Origin of the sequence: Kribbella sp. NPDC026596 (assembly GCF_040638415.1) — a bacterium.
GTDB lineage: Bacteria > Actinomycetota > Actinomycetes > Propionibacteriales > Kribbellaceae > Kribbella.
This window is the reverse complement of the sequence record NZ_JBEZYF010000030.1, coordinates 34,431-50,085: the sequence shown is the minus strand read 5'-3', so window position 1 is coordinate 50,085 and position 15,655 is coordinate 34,431. Positions and strand designations below refer to the sequence as shown.

The window sequence follows — 15,655 nt, the reverse complement described above, 5'->3', positions numbered from 1 at the left end:
CGTACTCACGCCGGAGTCTCAGCTCTGCCGGGCGTCCTTGACGAACACGATCCCGTCGTTGCCGGTCAGTTGCGCCGGGTCCAGCGGGGCATAGCCGTACCACGGGGACACGCGGGGGGCGGGTGTCACGTCGCCGAGTATTGCGGCCAGTCGGCGGGAGTCGACGACGCACTGATCCTCGGAGAGCGCGTACAGGAGTCCTTCGATGGTGCTCGGAGGCGGGGTGTCCACTCCCTGGTGGCGGATCGTGCCGAGGGCCGTAGCCAGGAAGGCGTACCCCTCTCCCAGTTGCGCGCTGACGATCGCGCCGGCGCTCCACCACTCCACCGGCAGGTTGCCCATCCGCATGGTGCTCTTGTCCCGCTGGAGGTGGCCGTTGTGGGCGTTCACCAACGTCGGGCCGCGTTCGGCGAGAGCGAACAGGTTGGCGGCCATCATCGAGTCCCGTACCCCGAGCAGCCACGCCATGCGGCTCGGTGACGCGTCCGCCATCCAGAAGTGGTACCGCAGCAGTCCGGTAGCAGTGCGCCCGTACAGACGTGCTCGGTCCCAGTCGTCCGGTGCGGACGTCGCGATCAGCTGTGGTGTGTACGCGTCGAGCAGAGCCACTAGGTCGTCTGCGAGCAGCCGGAGCTCTTTGGCCTCGGGCGTCTGGCCCGCGGAGCGGGTTGGGTCCATCATCGCGGCGGGGTTGGTCCACTGGTCGTCGGCGCCGAGCAGGCGATCGAGCGTTTCCGCGGTGCACGGGAGCAGGTCAGCCTCCACCCTGGCGGTGAGATAGGCGTGGAGTTCAGTGAGGGCCTGCCGGGGGCTCGCGGCACCGGTGATCTCCAGCGGGCCGTCGAACCCGGCGAAGCGCAGTTGCTCGGACGCGGGCCGATCCTCGTTGTACTCGCGCATCCAGCGCACCAGCTCGCGGTTGCCGGGGAAGGCGCCCCACTCGTGGCTGAAGCCGCGCTCCATGACCTCGTCGAGGACGCCCGTACCCGAGGTGACGTACTCGTCCACGACCCGGCCCATCAGGCAGTCGCTCTCGATCGCGATCGTCCGGTAGCCCTCCCGCTCAACGAGCTCCCGGAAGAGCTCGTTGCGCACGTCAAGCAGCCCACTCTCGCCATGCGTCGGCTCGCCCAACGCGAGCACCCGCGGTCTCGCCGGAAGCAAGCTCATGACGGCAGCAGCGTCGACGACATGGACGGCGTCTGTGATGGCAGCATTCATACCCTCAACGCTATCGTTGAACCAATTATGAAGACTTCAAAACGATCCGTCAGCACCACTGCAGTGCGAAACCTTCAAAGCCACGTACGCCTGCACATCCAAGTTCTGCCAACGGGCTTCCTTCACTCGGCTTGACGCATGCCGATATGGGCATATGATGGCGGTCATGGCACGAGCAGCGACGACGTCGGACGTCTTCAACGCGATCGCCGAGCCGCAGCGCCGGGACATCCTGGCGCTGCTGCGGGCGGGTGAGCGGCCGGTGACGGAGTTGGCCCGGGAGCTCGGAATGACCCAGCCGGGTGCGTCCAAACACCTGCGGGTGCTCCGGGAGGTCGGGTTGGTGCGGGACCGCAAGGCAGGCAAGCAGCGCCTGTACGGCCTTGACGCCCGCGGGCTGCGACCGATCCACGAGTGGACCGGTGGGTTCGAGCGGTTCTGGAACGAGAGTTTCGACCGGCTGGACACGTACGTGCAGGACCTCAAGCAGACACGGAACGAGGAGTAGTGGATGAGCGCGACAGAACAAGGAACGCCGGCGCAGTCGGCGACGGCCGACCGGGAGATCGTGATCTCCCGGGTCATCGATGCCCCGCGGGAGCTGGTGTTCGAGGCGTTCACCGAGACCCGGCACCTGTCGCGGTGGTGGGGACCGGAGGGGTTCAGCACCACCACGCGGTCCTTCGAGTTCCGCGTCGGCGGGGCATGGGACTTCGTGATGCACGGACCGGACGGGACGGACTACACCGAGTGGATCTCCTGGACCGACATCACTCCGCCGGAGCGGATCGAGTTTCTGCACGGTGAGTCCCGCGGCGACCCGAACGCCTTCGAGTCGGTCCTGACCTTCGCGCCCGACGGTGCGGCGACCCGGATCGAGATGCGCACGGTGTTCCCCACCAAGGAGCTGCGCGACGAGGCGGTCGACAAGTACCACGCGATCGAGGGCGGCCGGCAGACCCTGAGCAACCTGGCTACGTACGTCACCGAGATTGTTCGGAAGGGAGTTGAGGGCTGATGGCCGGAAAGGTGTTCTTCGGCGTGTCGATGTCGCTGGACGGTTTCATCGCGCCCGAGTCCCCCGAGGAGTTGATGGGGCAGCAGTGGATGGAACTGCAGCAGTGGATCTTCCCGCTGCGGTTCTTCCGGGAGAACCTGAAGCTCGGCGAGGGCGGCGAGGAAGGGCGCGACAACGACATCGCGCGGGAGACGCATCTACGCACCGGCGCGAGCGTGATGGGCAAGCGGATGTTCGACGCCGGCGAGAAGATGTGGCCGGAGGAGGCGCCGTTCCACACGCCGGTCTTCGTCGTGACGCACACCAAGCGTGACCCGTGGGAGCGGCCGGGCGGCACGACTTTCCACTTCGTCAACGACGGCATCGAGACCGCGCTCGACCAGGCCCGCGAGGCCGCCGGCGACCGGGACGTGCGCATCGCGGGCGGCGGCGCGACGATCCTGGAGTACGTGAACGCCGGCCTGGTCGACGAGTTCTCGATCGCACTCTCCCCCGTCCTGTTCGGCTCCGGAATCCGCCTCTTCGAGGGCGTGGACGCGGCCCGCGTGGCCTTGGAGCAGGTCCGCGCGGAGTCGTCGCAGCGCGTAACCCACCTGACCTACGCAGTCCGGCAGCGGTAAGCGTCTGGACCTCAGCGCTCCCCCGCCGAGTCGGTTCGCCAGTTGGCGAACCAGAAGCGCCAGCTGATCTGGCTGCGGGCCGGCTTTGCGTGGGCGTTGGTGCGGCCGCGGCCGGCGGGCTCGCTGAGGCCGTGTTTGTGTTCGCGGTTGGCGTTGGCGAAGTGGCTCAGCGACACCATCAGGTTCAGCGGTTCCATCGGTCTGTCCTCCGGTTGCTCGGTGCGTACAACCAGAGGTCGGACCAGACCGGCCGAACTTGACATACCGCGCTAAGAATCCTTCTCGGTAACCAGGACCAGGCGCCGGAGAAGCTGGTCGAGACGGGTTCGGTCGGTCGCGGGCAGGTGGTGGATCAGCTCCTCCTCGAGCCGCAGGATGTCGCTGATGCCTCGCTCCCAGAGCTCGCTGCCGGCGCGGGTCAGCGTGGCGACGACCTTGCGGCGGTCGTCGCGGTCGTGGGTGCGCTCGACGTACCCACGTCGCTCGAGAGCGTCGAGCCGGTTGGTCAACGCCGCCGGCGACATACCGAGCTGCCTGGCCAGCTGGCCCGGCGTCGCGCGGTACGGCCTACCGCCGCGACGGAGCATGTGGAGCGTCTTGAATTCCCACAGCTGTAGCCCGTACGCCGCCAGCACGGCCTCCCGCCGGCGTTCGAGATACCGCGTCAGGACCTGCAGGCGGACGGTGATGCCTTCGACGTCGCGGTCGAGATCGTCCAGCTGTCCGGCCCAGAGGTCCACGTGCGCATCCACGAAATCCTTCACCCGTCCAACTTTTCAGCCAGTGAAGCTTAGTTGTCAAATATTTCGGCGTCGAAATACCGTTGAGGTATGAGCCACCTTGTAGCCGCCGCTGCCGTCACGGCAGCCACCCACTTGATGCGCGCCGGCCAGTGGACCGCCGCCACCGACCTCTTGACCGCCGTCCAGACCGACGATCCCGCCGAGCGGGCCGAACTCGCCCTGGCGCTCGCCGAGGTCGCCGTCGACCAGGACTTCGGTCACCAGACCGATCACACCCCGGCCGCTCTCGCCGCCGCCGAAGACGCCGCCGAAGACGCCGCCGACGCCGTACTCAATGGATCGTGGGACCTGTCGATGCTGAAATTCCGGAAGGACTACTCGATCGCGCTGTCCCAGTCAGGTGATCGAGATCTCCGCGAGCGCGCGCTGACGCTGATCGAGGAGGCTCCGGACGAGGCCCGGCGGGGCACGGCCAGATTCTGGGCCGGTGTGATGGCCGACAACGTCTACGAGCGGCCCGCGGAGGCCGTCGAGCACTACGAGGCCGCATTGGAGTTGGGTGAGAAATGCGACGACGAGTTGCTGATGGCGCAAGCGCTACGGCACCTCGGGCACCACGCCCACACTGCCGGCGATCTGGCGCTCGCGCGGATGCAGTGGGAGCGGTCGACCGAGCTGCTGCAGAAAGTCGGTCACCTGCGCCCCACGCTCGCCCAGCAGGCCGCCCTCGCGGTCCTGTTGCGCGACGAAGGTGATGCCGCGGGATCACGGGCCCTGGCGACCGAGGTCAACCGGTGGGCAGGTCAGTTGGGCATCCCGTTCATCGTCCAGGAGACCGCCGAACTCATGGCCTGAGCGGTACGGCGAACTCCGCGGGGACGCCGGCGCTGACGGCCGCATGGTCCGGTGGGCGGTCGGGCGGCGTGAGGCCCACGGACCGGAGCAGGGCGTCGGCGTCCAGGGACGTGAGGTTCGCGGCGTGGAGGATCCACGGTGGGTGGTGGTTCGGGAGGTACCAGGTACGGCCGGCGCGGTGGACGTGCAGACCCCAGCGCGCGGTGAGGAAGTCCTCCAGCGGGCCGATCGGGAGTTGCGCGCCCATGTCGACGGCGACTGCAGCTTCCACGGGATCGCCTGATCGACGCAGGGTCGAGGTGTAGGTGTGGTGGTCGCCGTTGCGTTCATGATGCATGCGGGCCCAGCGGTACGGGAGGCCGAAGACGGTTCGGGCCGCGGCGACCACGGCCAGGCGGTTGGCGTCGAGGCTGAGGAAGACGACGCCGCGGCGGCCGGTGGTGTCGATGGAGTACAGGCGGATGTTCGTTTCGAGGAACGAGCCCAAGTACGGTACGGCGGGACCGTGGGGCAGGCCGGTGTCGACCATGCGGAACGGGATGAGGCCGACGTACGTACGGCCTTCGAAGGTGTCCGGGTGGGTGCCTGGCGGGAAGAAGTGCGCGACCTCGGCCGGGTCGACGGCCCAGTGCAGGAAGGTGAGATCCAGCCAGCGCTGTCGCAGGATCCGCGGTCGATTCAGCTCAGGCGCCGCCGGCCACGTAGCGTCCAAGAGTCAGTCGGCGGTTGGGTGGACTTCGCAGGCTGGCTTGCCGTCGTTCAGTTCGCAGACGAGGTACGGCGTACTGCCCGGCTCCCCCGGGCGCCACGGCATGACCGCGTCGCCGCTGAGTAGCGCACCGAGGGTCTGGAGTTCCGGGTCGCGTTGCTCGGCGTGATGGCGGTACCCGGCGCCGCCCAGGGCCAGCGCGATCGCCATCCCGAGCAGGTTGACCTCGGTCGGCTCCTCCGGAATCACTGCGTCCGCAGCCGGCTCGAGCTTGATGCCGTGTTCCGGGACCTCGACGATGCGCGCGACGTACCTGCCAGCAGTCATGCCACCGAGAGTAGCTCCAGAGGTCAGCAACTGTCCGCCACTGCGAGCCCTGGAGGTCCCCGAGCTCGTGGTCGGGGACCTCCAGGACTTCTTCGCCGAGTTCTAGGACGAGAAGGCGGCGTCGAACGAAGCGGTCGGCGGGTCGAAGGCGAGTGAGCGGACGAACTGGACGGCCTCGGCGGCGCCGACCAGGCGGTCCATGCCCGCGTCCTCCCATTCCACCGAGATCGGGCCGTCGTACCCGATCGTGTTCAGCATCCGGAAGCACGCCTCCCACGGGACGTCGCCGTGGCCGGTGGACACGAAGTCCCAGCCGCGGCGCGGGTCGCCCCAGGCGAGGTGCGAACCCATCCGGCCGTTGCGGCCGTTGCCGACCTGGCGCTTCGCGTCCTTGCAATCGACGTGGTAGATCCGGTCCTTGAAGTCCCACAGGAAGCCGACCGGATCGAGGTCCTGCCAGACGAAGTGCGAAGGATCCCAGTTCAGCCCGAACGCCGGGCGGTGACCGATCGCCTCCAGGGTCGCGGTCGTCGACCAGTAGTCGTACGCGATCTCCGACGGGTGCACTTCATGGGCGAAGCGAACCCCGACCTCGTCGAACACGTCCAGGATCGGGTTCCACCGGTCGGCGAAGTCCTTGTACCCGGCCTCGATCATGGCCGGCGGGACCGGCGGGAACATCGCGATCGTCTTCCAGATCGACGATCCGGTGAAGCCGACGACCACGTCGACGCCGAGCGCGCGAGCGGCCCGGGCGGTCGTCTTCATCTCCTCGGCGGCGCGCTGCCGGACGCCCTCGGGGTCGCCGTCGCCCCAGATGTGCGCAGGCAGGATCGCCTGGTGCCGCTGGTCGATCGGGTCGTCGCAGACCGCCTGCCCGAGCAGGTGGTTCGAGATCGTCCACACCTTCAGGTTGTACTTCTCCAGGATGTCGCGACGGTCGCGCACGTACGCCTCGTCCTCGGCAGCACGCCGTACGTCGAGATGGTCACCCCAGCAGGCGATCTCCAGCCCCTCGTACCCCCAGGACGAGGCCAGCCGGGCCACCTCCTCGAACGGCAGGTCGGCCCACTGGCCGGTGAACAACGTGATCGGTCGAGCCATGTCCTCTTCTCCTCCTCAGACTTTCTTCTGGTACGTCGTCCAGCCGGGGCGGGCTGTACAGGCGAGGGCCGGGCGGGCCGGCCGAAGGGTGTCCCCGGCGGCGCCCGGAGCGCGGGGCGCCGCCAGGGACGGCCGCCGTGGGAGATCCGCTGCCAGGTGCCCTGGATGGGGCCGAACCAGCCGGGGCGGCGGCAGGTGTACAGGTGCGATCTCCCACGGCGACGTCATCAGGTCAGCCGTGACTTCAGGTCTTGGCCGACGGCGGTGAGCAGCGTCCGGGCCGGTACGTCGCGGACCGTGCGGGCCTGGGACAGGAACAGGTCGAGTGCGACGGCGGCGACCAGTCGGCGGGTGGCACGGGATGCGATGCCGAGCTGGACCTTCATCACGGTGGCCGTTGCCAACGGCAGCTTTCCGGCCGCCCGGTAGCGATCGACCAGCTTGACCGCCTCGGCGTACGACGCCACCACGGTGAACGGCACCGTGGTCACCGAGCTGTTGCCGGCGGCATCGGCCGCGGTAGCAGTCAGCGTATGTACGCCGAGACCGAGCAAGGCGCCGTCGAGTTGCCCAGTCGTCGGCCGACCGTCGACGGCGAGGGTGACGCCGGCCGGACCGGACAACGCATCCGAGGCCGTCGCGGCGACCGAAGCCACCGAGGCCACACCGAGTGAACCCTGCAGGCCGGTGACGGCTGCCGTGGGTGGTGTCTGGTCGATCTTGACCGTGACCGTTGACGGCTCCGAGACGTTGCCGGCGGTGTCGCTGGCGCGGATCGACAGCGTGTGGGTTCCGTCGGCCGACAGCGTGATCGGTGCGGTGTACTCGGACCAGTTCGTGTCGTTGAGCTTCTGTTCCAGGTAGAGCTGGCCGGGTTGGTTGTCGATTGCTTGCGCAGAGACTGTTACCGGCGACGTCCACCAGCCCAGCAAGCCGGATGGGGTTGCTGGGTTCAGGGCCACGCTCACAGTGGGGGCTGTGGTGTCGCGGATCTGCTTGAAGTAGTCGAACTTCGCGGTCTTCGATGCTGTCTGGTCGACGCCGAACGCGTAGACGCCGAACCTGGCCGCGGCCAGGGCGGTGTTGGTGACGGGTGGGAGTGCGGTCCAGGCGAGGCCGTCCGCGCTGTAGGAGCCGGTGAACGTCGAGCCGGACTTGGTGAGGCGGAGGTGCCAGACGCCTTGCGTGGGAGTGGCGGCGTTGGGTTGCGGTGACTGGACGACGTCGGCGACCTCGCTGCGGAGTTCGATGCCTCGTGTGACGGTCGACCCGGCGGCGTTGGTGGTGAGGTAGTCGAGTTTCACGTAGTTCGCGTCGTCGGCGTACACCATCAGGCCCGCTTGCTGGTACGCCTCGTCGAAGGCCGAGCCGTCGACCTTCGTCTCGATCGTCCAGTCGCCGTCAGGGGCCGGTTGGAGCATCAGGTTGCGCGGGTTCGTCGCCGTACCGCCGTAGATGTCGCCCTTGCCGGTGTCGATCTCGAGCGAGTCACCGGTCACCCGGTACGCCGCCGGATCCGGCCGTACGACGTCCGTCCACCGGCACGCGTCCAGCGTCGTACCGGCGAACTCGTCGTCCGGCGCCGGCTGCTCGGCCGTGTCGTCCGGCGTGATCGTGAAGTAGTCGAACGACGCCGCGATCGGCAGCGCCTCGGTCCGGTTGGCCAGCCCGAACACGCCGATCCGCGGATTGGTGATCCCGGCCAGCTGCTTCGTCTCCGGCATCTCGGTGAACGTCGCACCATCCGGGCTGTACGCCGCCTTCAGCGAGGCACCGTCCGACGTGAACCGCACCCACACCGTGTCCGGGTACGCCGCACCCAGATTCGCCGTGTTCGACGCGGCCACCTCGTTCGGTACGCCGCCTTCCTCGCGAATGAACTGGAAGATCCGGTCAGCCGCCGACACCGTGGTCGAACGGCCCTGCAGCACCATCTTCGCGTAGTTGTCGTCGTCGCCGTACACGATCAGACCGGCCTGCTGGTAGGCCAACCGGGCCGGCAAGGTCACCTTCGTCGTCGCCTGCCACGGACCGGCCGGCAACGGCTGCAGCACGATGTTCGGCGTGCCCGTGTTGCCGGTGCCATAGATGTCGGTCGCGGTCAGCGGGATCGACAGCTTGCCATCGGCAACCGCCAGCTCCTGGTTGCCTCGGACAACCGACGACCACCGGCCGGTGTCCAGCGCGGCGCCGTCGAAGCCGTCTGACCGGCCAGTCAGACAGGTCGGCAACGACGGCGAATCCACTGTGACGTCGACCGTCGCAGTTCCGGCGGCACCCCGCGAGTCGGTCACCGTCGCAACCGCGATGTGCGTTCCCGGCGTCGTGAAAGTGTGGCTGACGGTCTGGCCGGTAGCAGTACTGCCATCGCCGAAGCTCCAGGTGTAGGTGAGTGGGAGGTCGCCTTCGGGGTCCGCGGCAGTCGCGGCGAAGTCGACCTTCAGCGGAGCCTTGCCTTGAGTGGGCGAGGCCGTAACGGTGACCGTCGGACGTTGGTTCTCCGTGACACCCTTGCCGATGAAGTGGACCCAGTTGACGTTGAGTTGTCCGGTCGTCTTCACGAAGTACAGCGGCCCGCTCGTCAGCGACGCACCGCTAACGGGAGCGGTGAAGTCGCCGTAGGTCTGCCAGCCACCGGTCGGCGACACCTGAATCGTCGCAACCACAGGACCGTCAACCGATCCCTGCCGAACCTGCACCGTCGCGCCCGCGTCGGGTGATGCGGCACGCAACGAGATCTGGTCGATGTTCGTCAGGTTGGTCGGCTTCCAGCCCCACCAGTCGCCGTCCTCGATGAACCCGATGTTCTTCCCACCGCCGGCGGTGTCACCGGTGTCCTCGACCTGCACACCACCCGTGGATCCAGGCCCACCCGTCTCGCTGAAGTACTCCGCCTCCCGCGTCTTCGGTTGCAGCTGGACCACCTTCTGCGTGGTGATCTTGCCGGTCCCCGGCGCACCCTTGTCCGTATACGTCACAGTGACGATGCCGAAGATGTTCGCGCCGACATGTCCCTGGTCGCCGGGCAGCGGGAACGTCCCCTCACACCCGTGGTACTGCTCGTACCCGTGCGCGTGCTCGTCGTGGCCGAGCGCAGGCTGGGTGATCACGTCGTCGCAGTCGACCACACCGTCTTCGGGATCGGTGACCGTCACCTTGTAGTGGATCGTGTCGCCGAAGTCGAAGAACCCACCGTCGACCGGTGCCTGCACGGTGATCGCCGGCGCGGTGTTCCCGGCGGTGATCGTCCGGTTCGACACCGCCGTACGGCCGTCCGGATCGCTCACTGTCAGCCGTGCTGTGAACACACCGGCCGCGGCATAGGTGTACGACGGCTTGGCCTCGGTACTGTCCGTCGTACCGTTGCCGTCGAAGTCCCATGCGAGCGTCACCGGCTGCCCGTCCGGATCACGCGATCCAGTCGAGTCGAAGGCCACCGCCAGCGGAACCGGCCCGGACGTCTTGTCGGTACTGAGTTGTGCGATCGGCGCCCGATTCCCTTGTACGTAGTCGATCCGGTAGATTCCGGAGTCGGCGTTGTTGCCGCCGAACCCGCTCCCCCACTCGATCACGTACAGCGCGCCGTCCGGCCCGAACTGCAGTGCGTGCGGCCGGATGAAGTTCAGCTTCTGCAGCATCCGGGACACGTCGGCCACGCCAGTACGGTCGTCGTTCAGCTGCACCGAGAACAGCCGGCTGTCGTTCCAGTCGGCCCACACCGCCTTGCCGTCGAAGTACGCCGGCCATTTGCGATCCGATGTACTCGTGGCGTCGTACTGGTAGGCCCCACTCGTCATCGGCGCGCCACTGCCGCCGATCTCCGGTACGCCGGTCGTCGACTTCCCCATCCACAGAGTGGCCGGGATGGCTGTCGGAAGCTGCGTGATGCCGGTGTTGTTCGGCGACTCGTTGACGGGCGCGTTGCAGTTGAAGGTGGCTCCCGACATACCGGTCGCGAAGTCGTAGTCGTTGTACGGCGTGTTCGCGCCGACGCAGTACGGCCACCCGTAGAAGCCGGGCTTGTCGAGGATGTTCCACTCGACCCGGCCATCCGGTCCGCGCGTCGGCGAGACCGCACCCGCGTCCGGGCCGTAGTCCGCGACGAACAGGTGGTTCGTGGTCGGGTCGATCCCGATCCGGAACGGGTTGCGGAAGCCCATCGCGTAGATCTCCGGCCGGGTCTTCGCGGTACCCGGTGGGAACATGTTACCGGCCGGGATCGTGTAAGAACCGTCTTCCGATGGGTGGATGCGCAGGACCTTACCGTTCAGGCTGTTGCTGTTGGCAGCGCTGCGCTGCGAGTCCCAGGCCGCGCGACCCGCCCGCTCGTCGATCGGTGCATACCCGTCCGAGTCGAAGGGATTGCTGTTGTCGCCGGTGGCGACGAAAAGGTTGCCGTTGCCATCGAACTCCAATGCGCCACCGGCATGGCAGCACTGGTCCCGCTGCGTGTCGATCCGCAGCACCTGCTGCTCACTCGCGAGATCAAGGGTGTCACCAGTCACCTTGAACCGGGAGACGCGATCGAAGGGTTCAGCCCCTGCCGGGGAGTAGTACAGGTAGACGAAACCGTTGGCGGCAAAGCCTGGGTCCAAGGCGATTCCGAGCAGCCCGAACTCCTGGCCGGTGTAGACGTTCAGCGTCCCGGCGGTCACCACGGACCCGTCGGTCTTGACGATCTTCACCGCGCCGTTCCGGTCGATGTAGAAGACCCGGCCATCCTGAGCGACGGCCAGTTCCATCGGGTTCGATGTGTCGTCGTCCAGCGTCACCTTCTGGTAGCTGTCGCTGAGCGACGCACCGCAGTCCGCCGGCTCCACACCGGCCGCCGTCTTGATCCCCCCGAGCAACAGCTTCCGGAAGGCGGGTTCGGCGTACGACGAGATCGTGTGGCCCATACCCGTGTACCAGGCCCGGCCGCCGTCGTAGTCCTGGCACCACGTGATCGGATGCTCCGGGCCCATGTTCCCGCCCGTGTACGACGTCTCGTCGAGTGAAGCGAGCACGTGGACCGTGTCGCGCGGGTTGGTGCGGTAGTTGTACCACTCGTCGGTCCGCGGCCAGCTCGTCGGCGCGTCGGCCGTCGACGGGTGCGCGTGGTCTTCCACCTTCACCGTCGCGTCCGGCGTACCGGCGGGGTGGCTGTCGAAGTAACTGCCGACGAGCTGGCCGTACCAGGGCCAGTCGTACTCGGTGTCCGACGCGGCGTGGATACCGGCGTACCCGCCACCGCCGCGGATGTACCGCTCGAAGGCGGCCTGCTGGTCCGCGTTCAGGACGTCACCGGTCGTGGACAACCAGATGACGACCTCGTACTTCGCCAGTTCGGTGTCGTTGAACATCGACGCGTCCTCGGTTGCGGTGACCGTGAAGTCGTTGGCCGCGGCGAGCTCGGTGACGGCCTGGATCCCGGCCGGGATCGAGTCATGCCGGAACCCGGCGGTCTTGCTGAAGATCAGGGCGTTGAACGTCTCGTCGCCGTGCCCCGGATGGGCGCGGGCCGGCAACGGGGTCAACAGTGCCGCGATCAGGGCGAGCACGAGAAGGCACAACAACGTGCCAGGTCTGCGTAGCTGGATCATGCGGAGCTCCTCATGGGGACGGACAAGGGGTGCGCGCTCCATCACTACGAATCCCGTGCTCTGCCCTGCGCGGGAGTACTACAACCGGATCAGCGGACGCCGAGCAGGTGCTCCATCGCCAACTGGTCCAGCCTTTCGAACCCGAGACCGCGCTCGGCCAGCGCTTCCCGGTCGTACTTCTCGTTGCGCAGATCCGCCAGCGACTCACCCTCGGCCAGGGTGGGCTCCGACAGTTCCGCGACCCGTGCGGCGGCCAGCGCCTCCGCGACCTCGGGGTCGGCGCGGAACGCCTGCACCTTGTCGCGCAGGATCAGGTAGTTCCGCATGCAGCCGCGGGCGGTCTCCCAGACACCGTCCTCGTCCTCGGTCCGCGGCGGCTTGTAGTCGAAGTGGACGTACCCGTCGTACGCCGGGTGGCTGCCGGCTCCCTGGAGCACGTCGACTGTCCAGAAGGCCTCCCGCAGGTTCCCGGCGCCGAATCGCAGGTCCTGGTCGAACCGCGGACCGTGCTGCCCGTTGAGGTCGATGTGGTACAGCTTCCCGTGCCACAGCGCCTGTGCGATGCCGTGCGCGTAGTTCAGGCTGGCCATCTGCTCGTGCCCGACCTCGGGGTTGATGCCGACCAGCTCGGGGTCCGCGAGATCGTTGATGAAGGCGATCGCGTGCCCGATCGACGGCAGCAGGATGTCGCCGCGCGGCTCGTTCGGCTTCGGCTCGATCGCGAAGCGGATGTTGTAGCCCTGCTCCCGCACGTACGCGCAGAGCAGGTCCATCGACTCCTTGTACCGGTCGAGCGCGGCCCGCACGTCCTTCGAACCGCCGGACTCGGCGCCCTCACGCCCGCCCCACAGCACGTACGTCGTCGCCCCCAGCTCGGCCGCGAGGTCGACGTTGCGGAGCACCTTCGCCAGGGCGTACCGCCGGACCTGGCGATCGTTGGCGGTCAGGCCACCGTCCTTGAAGACCGGGTGGCTGAACAGGTTCGTGGTCATCATCTCGACGCCCAGACCGGTGTCGGCCAGGGCCTTGGTGAAGCGCTCGAGCACCTGCCCGCGAGTGGCGTCGTCGGGTACGACGTCGTCGTCGTGGAACGTGACCGCCGCGGCGCCGAGCTCCGCGAGCTTCTCGACGGCGTGCACCGGGTCCATCGCGGGACGGACCGCCGTACCGAACACGTCGACGCCTTGCCAGCCGACGGTCCACAGACCGAAGGAGAACTTGTCGTCCTTGGTCGGGGTGTAGCTATTCATTCGGGGATCTCCTGCCATTGTCGTGAAGCCGAACTGGCCTCGACCGCGGCCAGCACCCGCTGGACGCGCAACCCGTCGGCGAAGGACGGGACCGGATCGGCGTCGTCGGCGATCGCGGTGACCAGGTCGACGACCTGATGGGTGAACCCGTGCTCGTAACCGAGCAGGTGGCCGGGCGGCCACCACGCCTCGACGTACGGGTGGGCGGACTCGGTGGCGAGGATGCGGCGGAAGCCTGCCGTCCTCGCGTCTTCGGTTGCGTCGTAGAAGTGCAGGAGGTTCATGTCCTCGAAGTCGAAGGCCAGGCTGCCCAGGCTGCCGTTGATCTCGATCCGGATCGCGTTCTTCCGGCCGGTGGCGAAGCGGGTCGCCTCGAAGACGCCGAGCGCGCCGGACCGGAAGGTCGCCAGGAACACCGCGGCGTCGTCGACCGTGACCGGTCCGCGCTCGGTGCCCGCCGTACCGGCCAGGCCGGAGTGCTCGGCGGCGACCGGGCGCTCCTTGACGAACGTCTCCAGCCGGGCGCTCACCTCGCCGATGGTGTCACCGGTGATGTACTGCGTCAGGTCGATGATGTGGGCGCCGATGTCGCCGAGTGCGCCGGAGCCGGCCTTCTCTTTGTCCAGCCGCCAGGACAGCGGCGCCTCCGGGTCGGCGATCCAGTCCTGCAGGTACTGCGCGCGGACGTGCCGGATGGTGCCGAGCTTGCCCTCGGCAACGAGCTGGCGGGCCAGCCCGATCGCCGGCACCCGGCGGTAGGTGAACCCGACCATCGACCTGATCCCCTTGGCCGCGGCCGCCTCGGCCGCGGCGGTCATCGCCTCGGCCTCCTCGACCGTGTTGGCCAGCGGCTTCTCGCACAGGACGTGCTTGCCGGCCTCCAGAGCGGCGATCGCGATCTCGGCGTGGCTGTCGCCCGGCGTGCACACGTCGATCAGCTGGATGTCGTCCCGGCCGAGCAGCTTGCGCCAGTCGGTCTCGGTCTCCTTCCAGCCGAGTTTCGTCGCGGCCGCCCGGACGGCCTCGGCGTTGCGGCCGCAGAGCACGTTCATCGCAGGGTCCAACGGCAGGTCGAAGAAGCGCGGTGCGCTCCGCCAGGCCTGCGAATGGGCCGCGCCCATGAACGCGTAGCCGATCAGGCCGATGCCCAGGTTCGTCATTGTTCTCCCTTAGCTCTCAAATGCTGTGGGCAGGTACTGGTCCACGTTGTCCTTCGTCACCACCGGTGCGTACAGCTGCACCTTGCGTGGCACCTCGACCTCCACCAGGTCGCCGAGGGCCTTCTTCTGTACTAGCAGACGGGCCAGCCGGACGCCGTCCGCACCCTGTGTGGACGGGTAGATGACGGTGGCCTTCAGCAACGAATTGCCGGACTTGATGTCCCGCATCACGTTCGCCGAGCCGGCCCCGCCGACGACGAGGAACTCCTTGCGTCCGGAGTTCTTGATCGCGGCCATCACGCCGACACCCTGGTCGTCGTCGTGATTCCAGATGGCGTCGATCTTCGGCGCCGCCTGGAGCAGGTTGGCCGCGGCCTTCTCACCGGACTCGACGGTGAACTCGGCGGCGACCCGGTTGCTCACCTTCAGCCCGCAGTCGGCCAGGGCCTCCTTGAAGCCGCGGCTGCGGTCCTGGGTCAGCGGCAGCGAGTCGATGCCGGCGATCTCCGCGACCACCGCGTCCTTCTTGTCCTTCAGTTGCTGGCAGACGTACGTACCGGCCGAGACGCCCATGCCGTGGTTGTCGCCGAGGACTGTCGTCCGGGCCGCGAACGGGCTGTCGAACTCGCGGTCCACGTTGACGACGGTGATCCCGGCCTCCATCGCCTTGATCGCCACGGGGGTGAGCGCCGCGCCGTCGAACGGCAGCAGCACGATCGCGTCAACCTTCTGGTTGATGAACGTCTCCACCTGGCTGATCTGCAGGTTCACGTCGTTGGTGCCCTCGGCGACCAGCAGCTCGACGTCGGAGTACTTCTTCGCCTCCGCCTGGGTCGCCTTGGTGATGGAACCCATCCAGCCGTGGTCCGCGGCCGGCGCGGAGAAGCCGATCCGGACCTTCTTGCCTGGTTCGTCGTTCTTGCCAGCGGCAACCGCCTGAGTCGCGGTTCCGTTGCTTTCCTCGGCCTTCGGGGTGTTGCTGGTACAGGCGGCGAGCGCGAGCACGCCGAGACCAGCGATGGCTACGCTGATCATGGAACGGGCGGGACGTACGGACATCGTTGTC

At 67.8% G+C, this 15,655-nt stretch carries 14 protein-coding genes; 4 read left to right on the top strand and 10 right to left on the bottom strand.

Annotated features, from left to right (window positions below; genetic code table 11):
- Positions 1-18 precede the first annotated feature (18 nt).
- Complete coding sequence (locus tag AB0E63_RS24410; RefSeq protein ID WP_360370447.1) at positions 19-1,221, bottom strand: erythromycin esterase family protein; 1,203 nt, start codon at positions 1,219-1,221, stop codon at positions 19-21.
- Between the two features lie 166 nt (positions 1,222-1,387).
- On the opposite strand from AB0E63_RS24410, the gene AB0E63_RS24405 reads away from it, so the two are divergent.
- Genes AB0E63_RS24405 through AB0E63_RS24395 form a run of 3 tightly spaced genes read left to right on the top strand, consistent with a single transcriptional unit; the run spans position 1,388 to position 2,859 of the window.
- Complete coding sequence (locus AB0E63_RS24405; protein ID WP_360370444.1) at positions 1,388-1,729, top strand: metalloregulator ArsR/SmtB family transcription factor; 342 nt, start codon at positions 1,388-1,390, stop codon at positions 1,727-1,729.
- 3 nt (positions 1,730-1,732) lie between these two features.
- Positions 1,733-2,239, top strand: coding sequence for an SRPBCC family protein (locus tag AB0E63_RS24400; RefSeq protein WP_360370441.1), 507 nt, complete (start codon positions 1,733-1,735; stop codon positions 2,237-2,239).
- On the top strand, positions 2,239-2,859 hold the full coding sequence (locus tag AB0E63_RS24395) for a dihydrofolate reductase family protein (RefSeq protein WP_360370439.1): 621 nt from the start codon (positions 2,239-2,241) through the stop codon (positions 2,857-2,859). Before AB0E63_RS24400 ends, AB0E63_RS24395 begins: the two co-directional genes overlap by 1 nt.
- Positions 2,860-2,870: 11 nt before the next feature.
- On the opposite strand, the gene AB0E63_RS24390 is transcribed toward AB0E63_RS24395, so the two are convergent.
- The gene (locus AB0E63_RS24390) at positions 2,871-3,056 is read right to left on the bottom strand and encodes a hypothetical protein (protein ID WP_360370436.1); all 186 of its coding nucleotides are present in this window, start codon (positions 3,054-3,056) and stop codon (positions 2,871-2,873) included.
- A gap of 72 nt (positions 3,057-3,128) precedes the next feature.
- Entirely contained in the window at positions 3,129-3,623 is a 495-nt protein-coding gene (locus AB0E63_RS24385; protein WP_360370433.1) for a MarR family transcriptional regulator, read from the bottom strand.
- A 66-nt stretch (positions 3,624-3,689) separates the two neighbouring features.
- On the opposite strand from AB0E63_RS24385, the gene AB0E63_RS24380 reads away from it, so the two are divergent.
- A complete protein-coding gene (locus AB0E63_RS24380; RefSeq protein WP_360370430.1) occupies positions 3,690-4,457 on the top strand; it encodes a hypothetical protein in 768 nt (255 codons plus the stop codon).
- On the opposite strand, the gene AB0E63_RS24375 is transcribed toward AB0E63_RS24380, so the two are convergent.
- The 7 genes from AB0E63_RS24375 to AB0E63_RS24345 all read right to left on the bottom strand — a co-directional run bounded on the left by AB0E63_RS24375 (position 4,447) and on the right by AB0E63_RS24345 (position 15,648).
- A complete protein-coding gene (locus AB0E63_RS24375; RefSeq protein ID WP_360370427.1) occupies positions 4,447-5,169 on the bottom strand; it encodes a DUF2071 domain-containing protein in 723 nt (240 codons plus the stop codon). The genes AB0E63_RS24380 and AB0E63_RS24375 overlap by 11 nt on opposite strands.
- Positions 5,170-5,172: 3 nt before the next feature.
- Positions 5,173-5,493, bottom strand: coding sequence for a hypothetical protein (locus tag AB0E63_RS24370; protein ID WP_360370424.1), 321 nt, complete (start codon positions 5,491-5,493; stop codon positions 5,173-5,175).
- Positions 5,494-5,595: 102 nt separating this feature from the next.
- Positions 5,596-6,597 (bottom strand): sugar phosphate isomerase/epimerase family protein, encoded by a 1,002-nt coding sequence (locus AB0E63_RS24365; RefSeq protein ID WP_360370421.1) that lies wholly within the window; start codon positions 6,595-6,597, stop codon positions 5,596-5,598.
- Between the two features lie 227 nt (positions 6,598-6,824).
- Complete coding sequence (locus AB0E63_RS24360) at positions 6,825-12,179, bottom strand: ThuA domain-containing protein (RefSeq protein ID WP_360370419.1); 5,355 nt, start codon at positions 12,177-12,179, stop codon at positions 6,825-6,827.
- A gap of 89 nt (positions 12,180-12,268) precedes the next feature.
- Positions 12,269-13,429, bottom strand: coding sequence for a xylose isomerase (xylA, locus tag AB0E63_RS24355; RefSeq protein ID WP_360370416.1), 1,161 nt, complete (start codon positions 13,427-13,429; stop codon positions 12,269-12,271).
- Positions 13,426-14,589, bottom strand: coding sequence for a Gfo/Idh/MocA family oxidoreductase (locus AB0E63_RS24350; protein ID WP_360370413.1), 1,164 nt, complete (start codon positions 14,587-14,589; stop codon positions 13,426-13,428). The genes xylA and AB0E63_RS24350 overlap by 4 nt, the downstream gene beginning before the upstream one ends.
- A gap of 9 nt (positions 14,590-14,598) precedes the next feature.
- On the bottom strand, positions 14,599-15,648 hold the full coding sequence (locus AB0E63_RS24345; RefSeq protein ID WP_360370410.1) for a substrate-binding domain-containing protein: 1,050 nt from the start codon (positions 15,646-15,648) through the stop codon (positions 14,599-14,601).
- Positions 15,649-15,655 lie beyond the last annotated feature (7 nt).

Coding starts and splice junctions, on each gene's coding strand:
- AB0E63_RS24365 (WP_360370421.1), bottom strand. CDS start 6,597: ATGGCTCGACCGATCACGTTGTTCACCGGCCAGTGGGCCGACCTGCCG.
- AB0E63_RS24350 (WP_360370413.1), bottom strand. CDS start 14,589: ATGACGAACCTGGGCATCGGCCTGATCGGCTACGCGTTCATGGGCGCG.
- AB0E63_RS24395 (WP_360370439.1), top strand. CDS start 2,239: ATGGCCGGAAAGGTGTTCTTCGGCGTGTCGATGTCGCTGGACGGTTTC.
- AB0E63_RS24405 (WP_360370444.1), top strand. CDS start 1,388: ATGGCACGAGCAGCGACGACGTCGGACGTCTTCAACGCGATCGCCGAG.
- AB0E63_RS24390 (WP_360370436.1), bottom strand. CDS start 3,056: ATGGAACCGCTGAACCTGATGGTGTCGCTGAGCCACTTCGCCAACGCC.
- AB0E63_RS24410 (WP_360370447.1), bottom strand. CDS start 1,221: ATGAATGCTGCCATCACAGACGCCGTCCATGTCGTCGACGCTGCTGCC.
- AB0E63_RS24400 (WP_360370441.1), top strand. CDS start 1,733: ATGAGCGCGACAGAACAAGGAACGCCGGCGCAGTCGGCGACGGCCGAC.
- AB0E63_RS24360 (WP_360370419.1), bottom strand. CDS start 12,179: ATGATCCAGCTACGCAGACCTGGCACGTTGTTGTGCCTTCTCGTGCTC.
- AB0E63_RS24380 (WP_360370430.1), top strand. CDS start 3,690: ATGAGCCACCTTGTAGCCGCCGCTGCCGTCACGGCAGCCACCCACTTG.
- AB0E63_RS24370 (WP_360370424.1), bottom strand. CDS start 5,493: ATGACTGCTGGCAGGTACGTCGCGCGCATCGTCGAGGTCCCGGAACAC.
- xylA (WP_360370416.1), bottom strand. CDS start 13,429: ATGAATAGCTACACCCCGACCAAGGACGACAAGTTCTCCTTCGGTCTG.
- AB0E63_RS24345 (WP_360370410.1), bottom strand. CDS start 15,648: ATGTCCGTACGTCCCGCCCGTTCCATGATCAGCGTAGCCATCGCTGGT.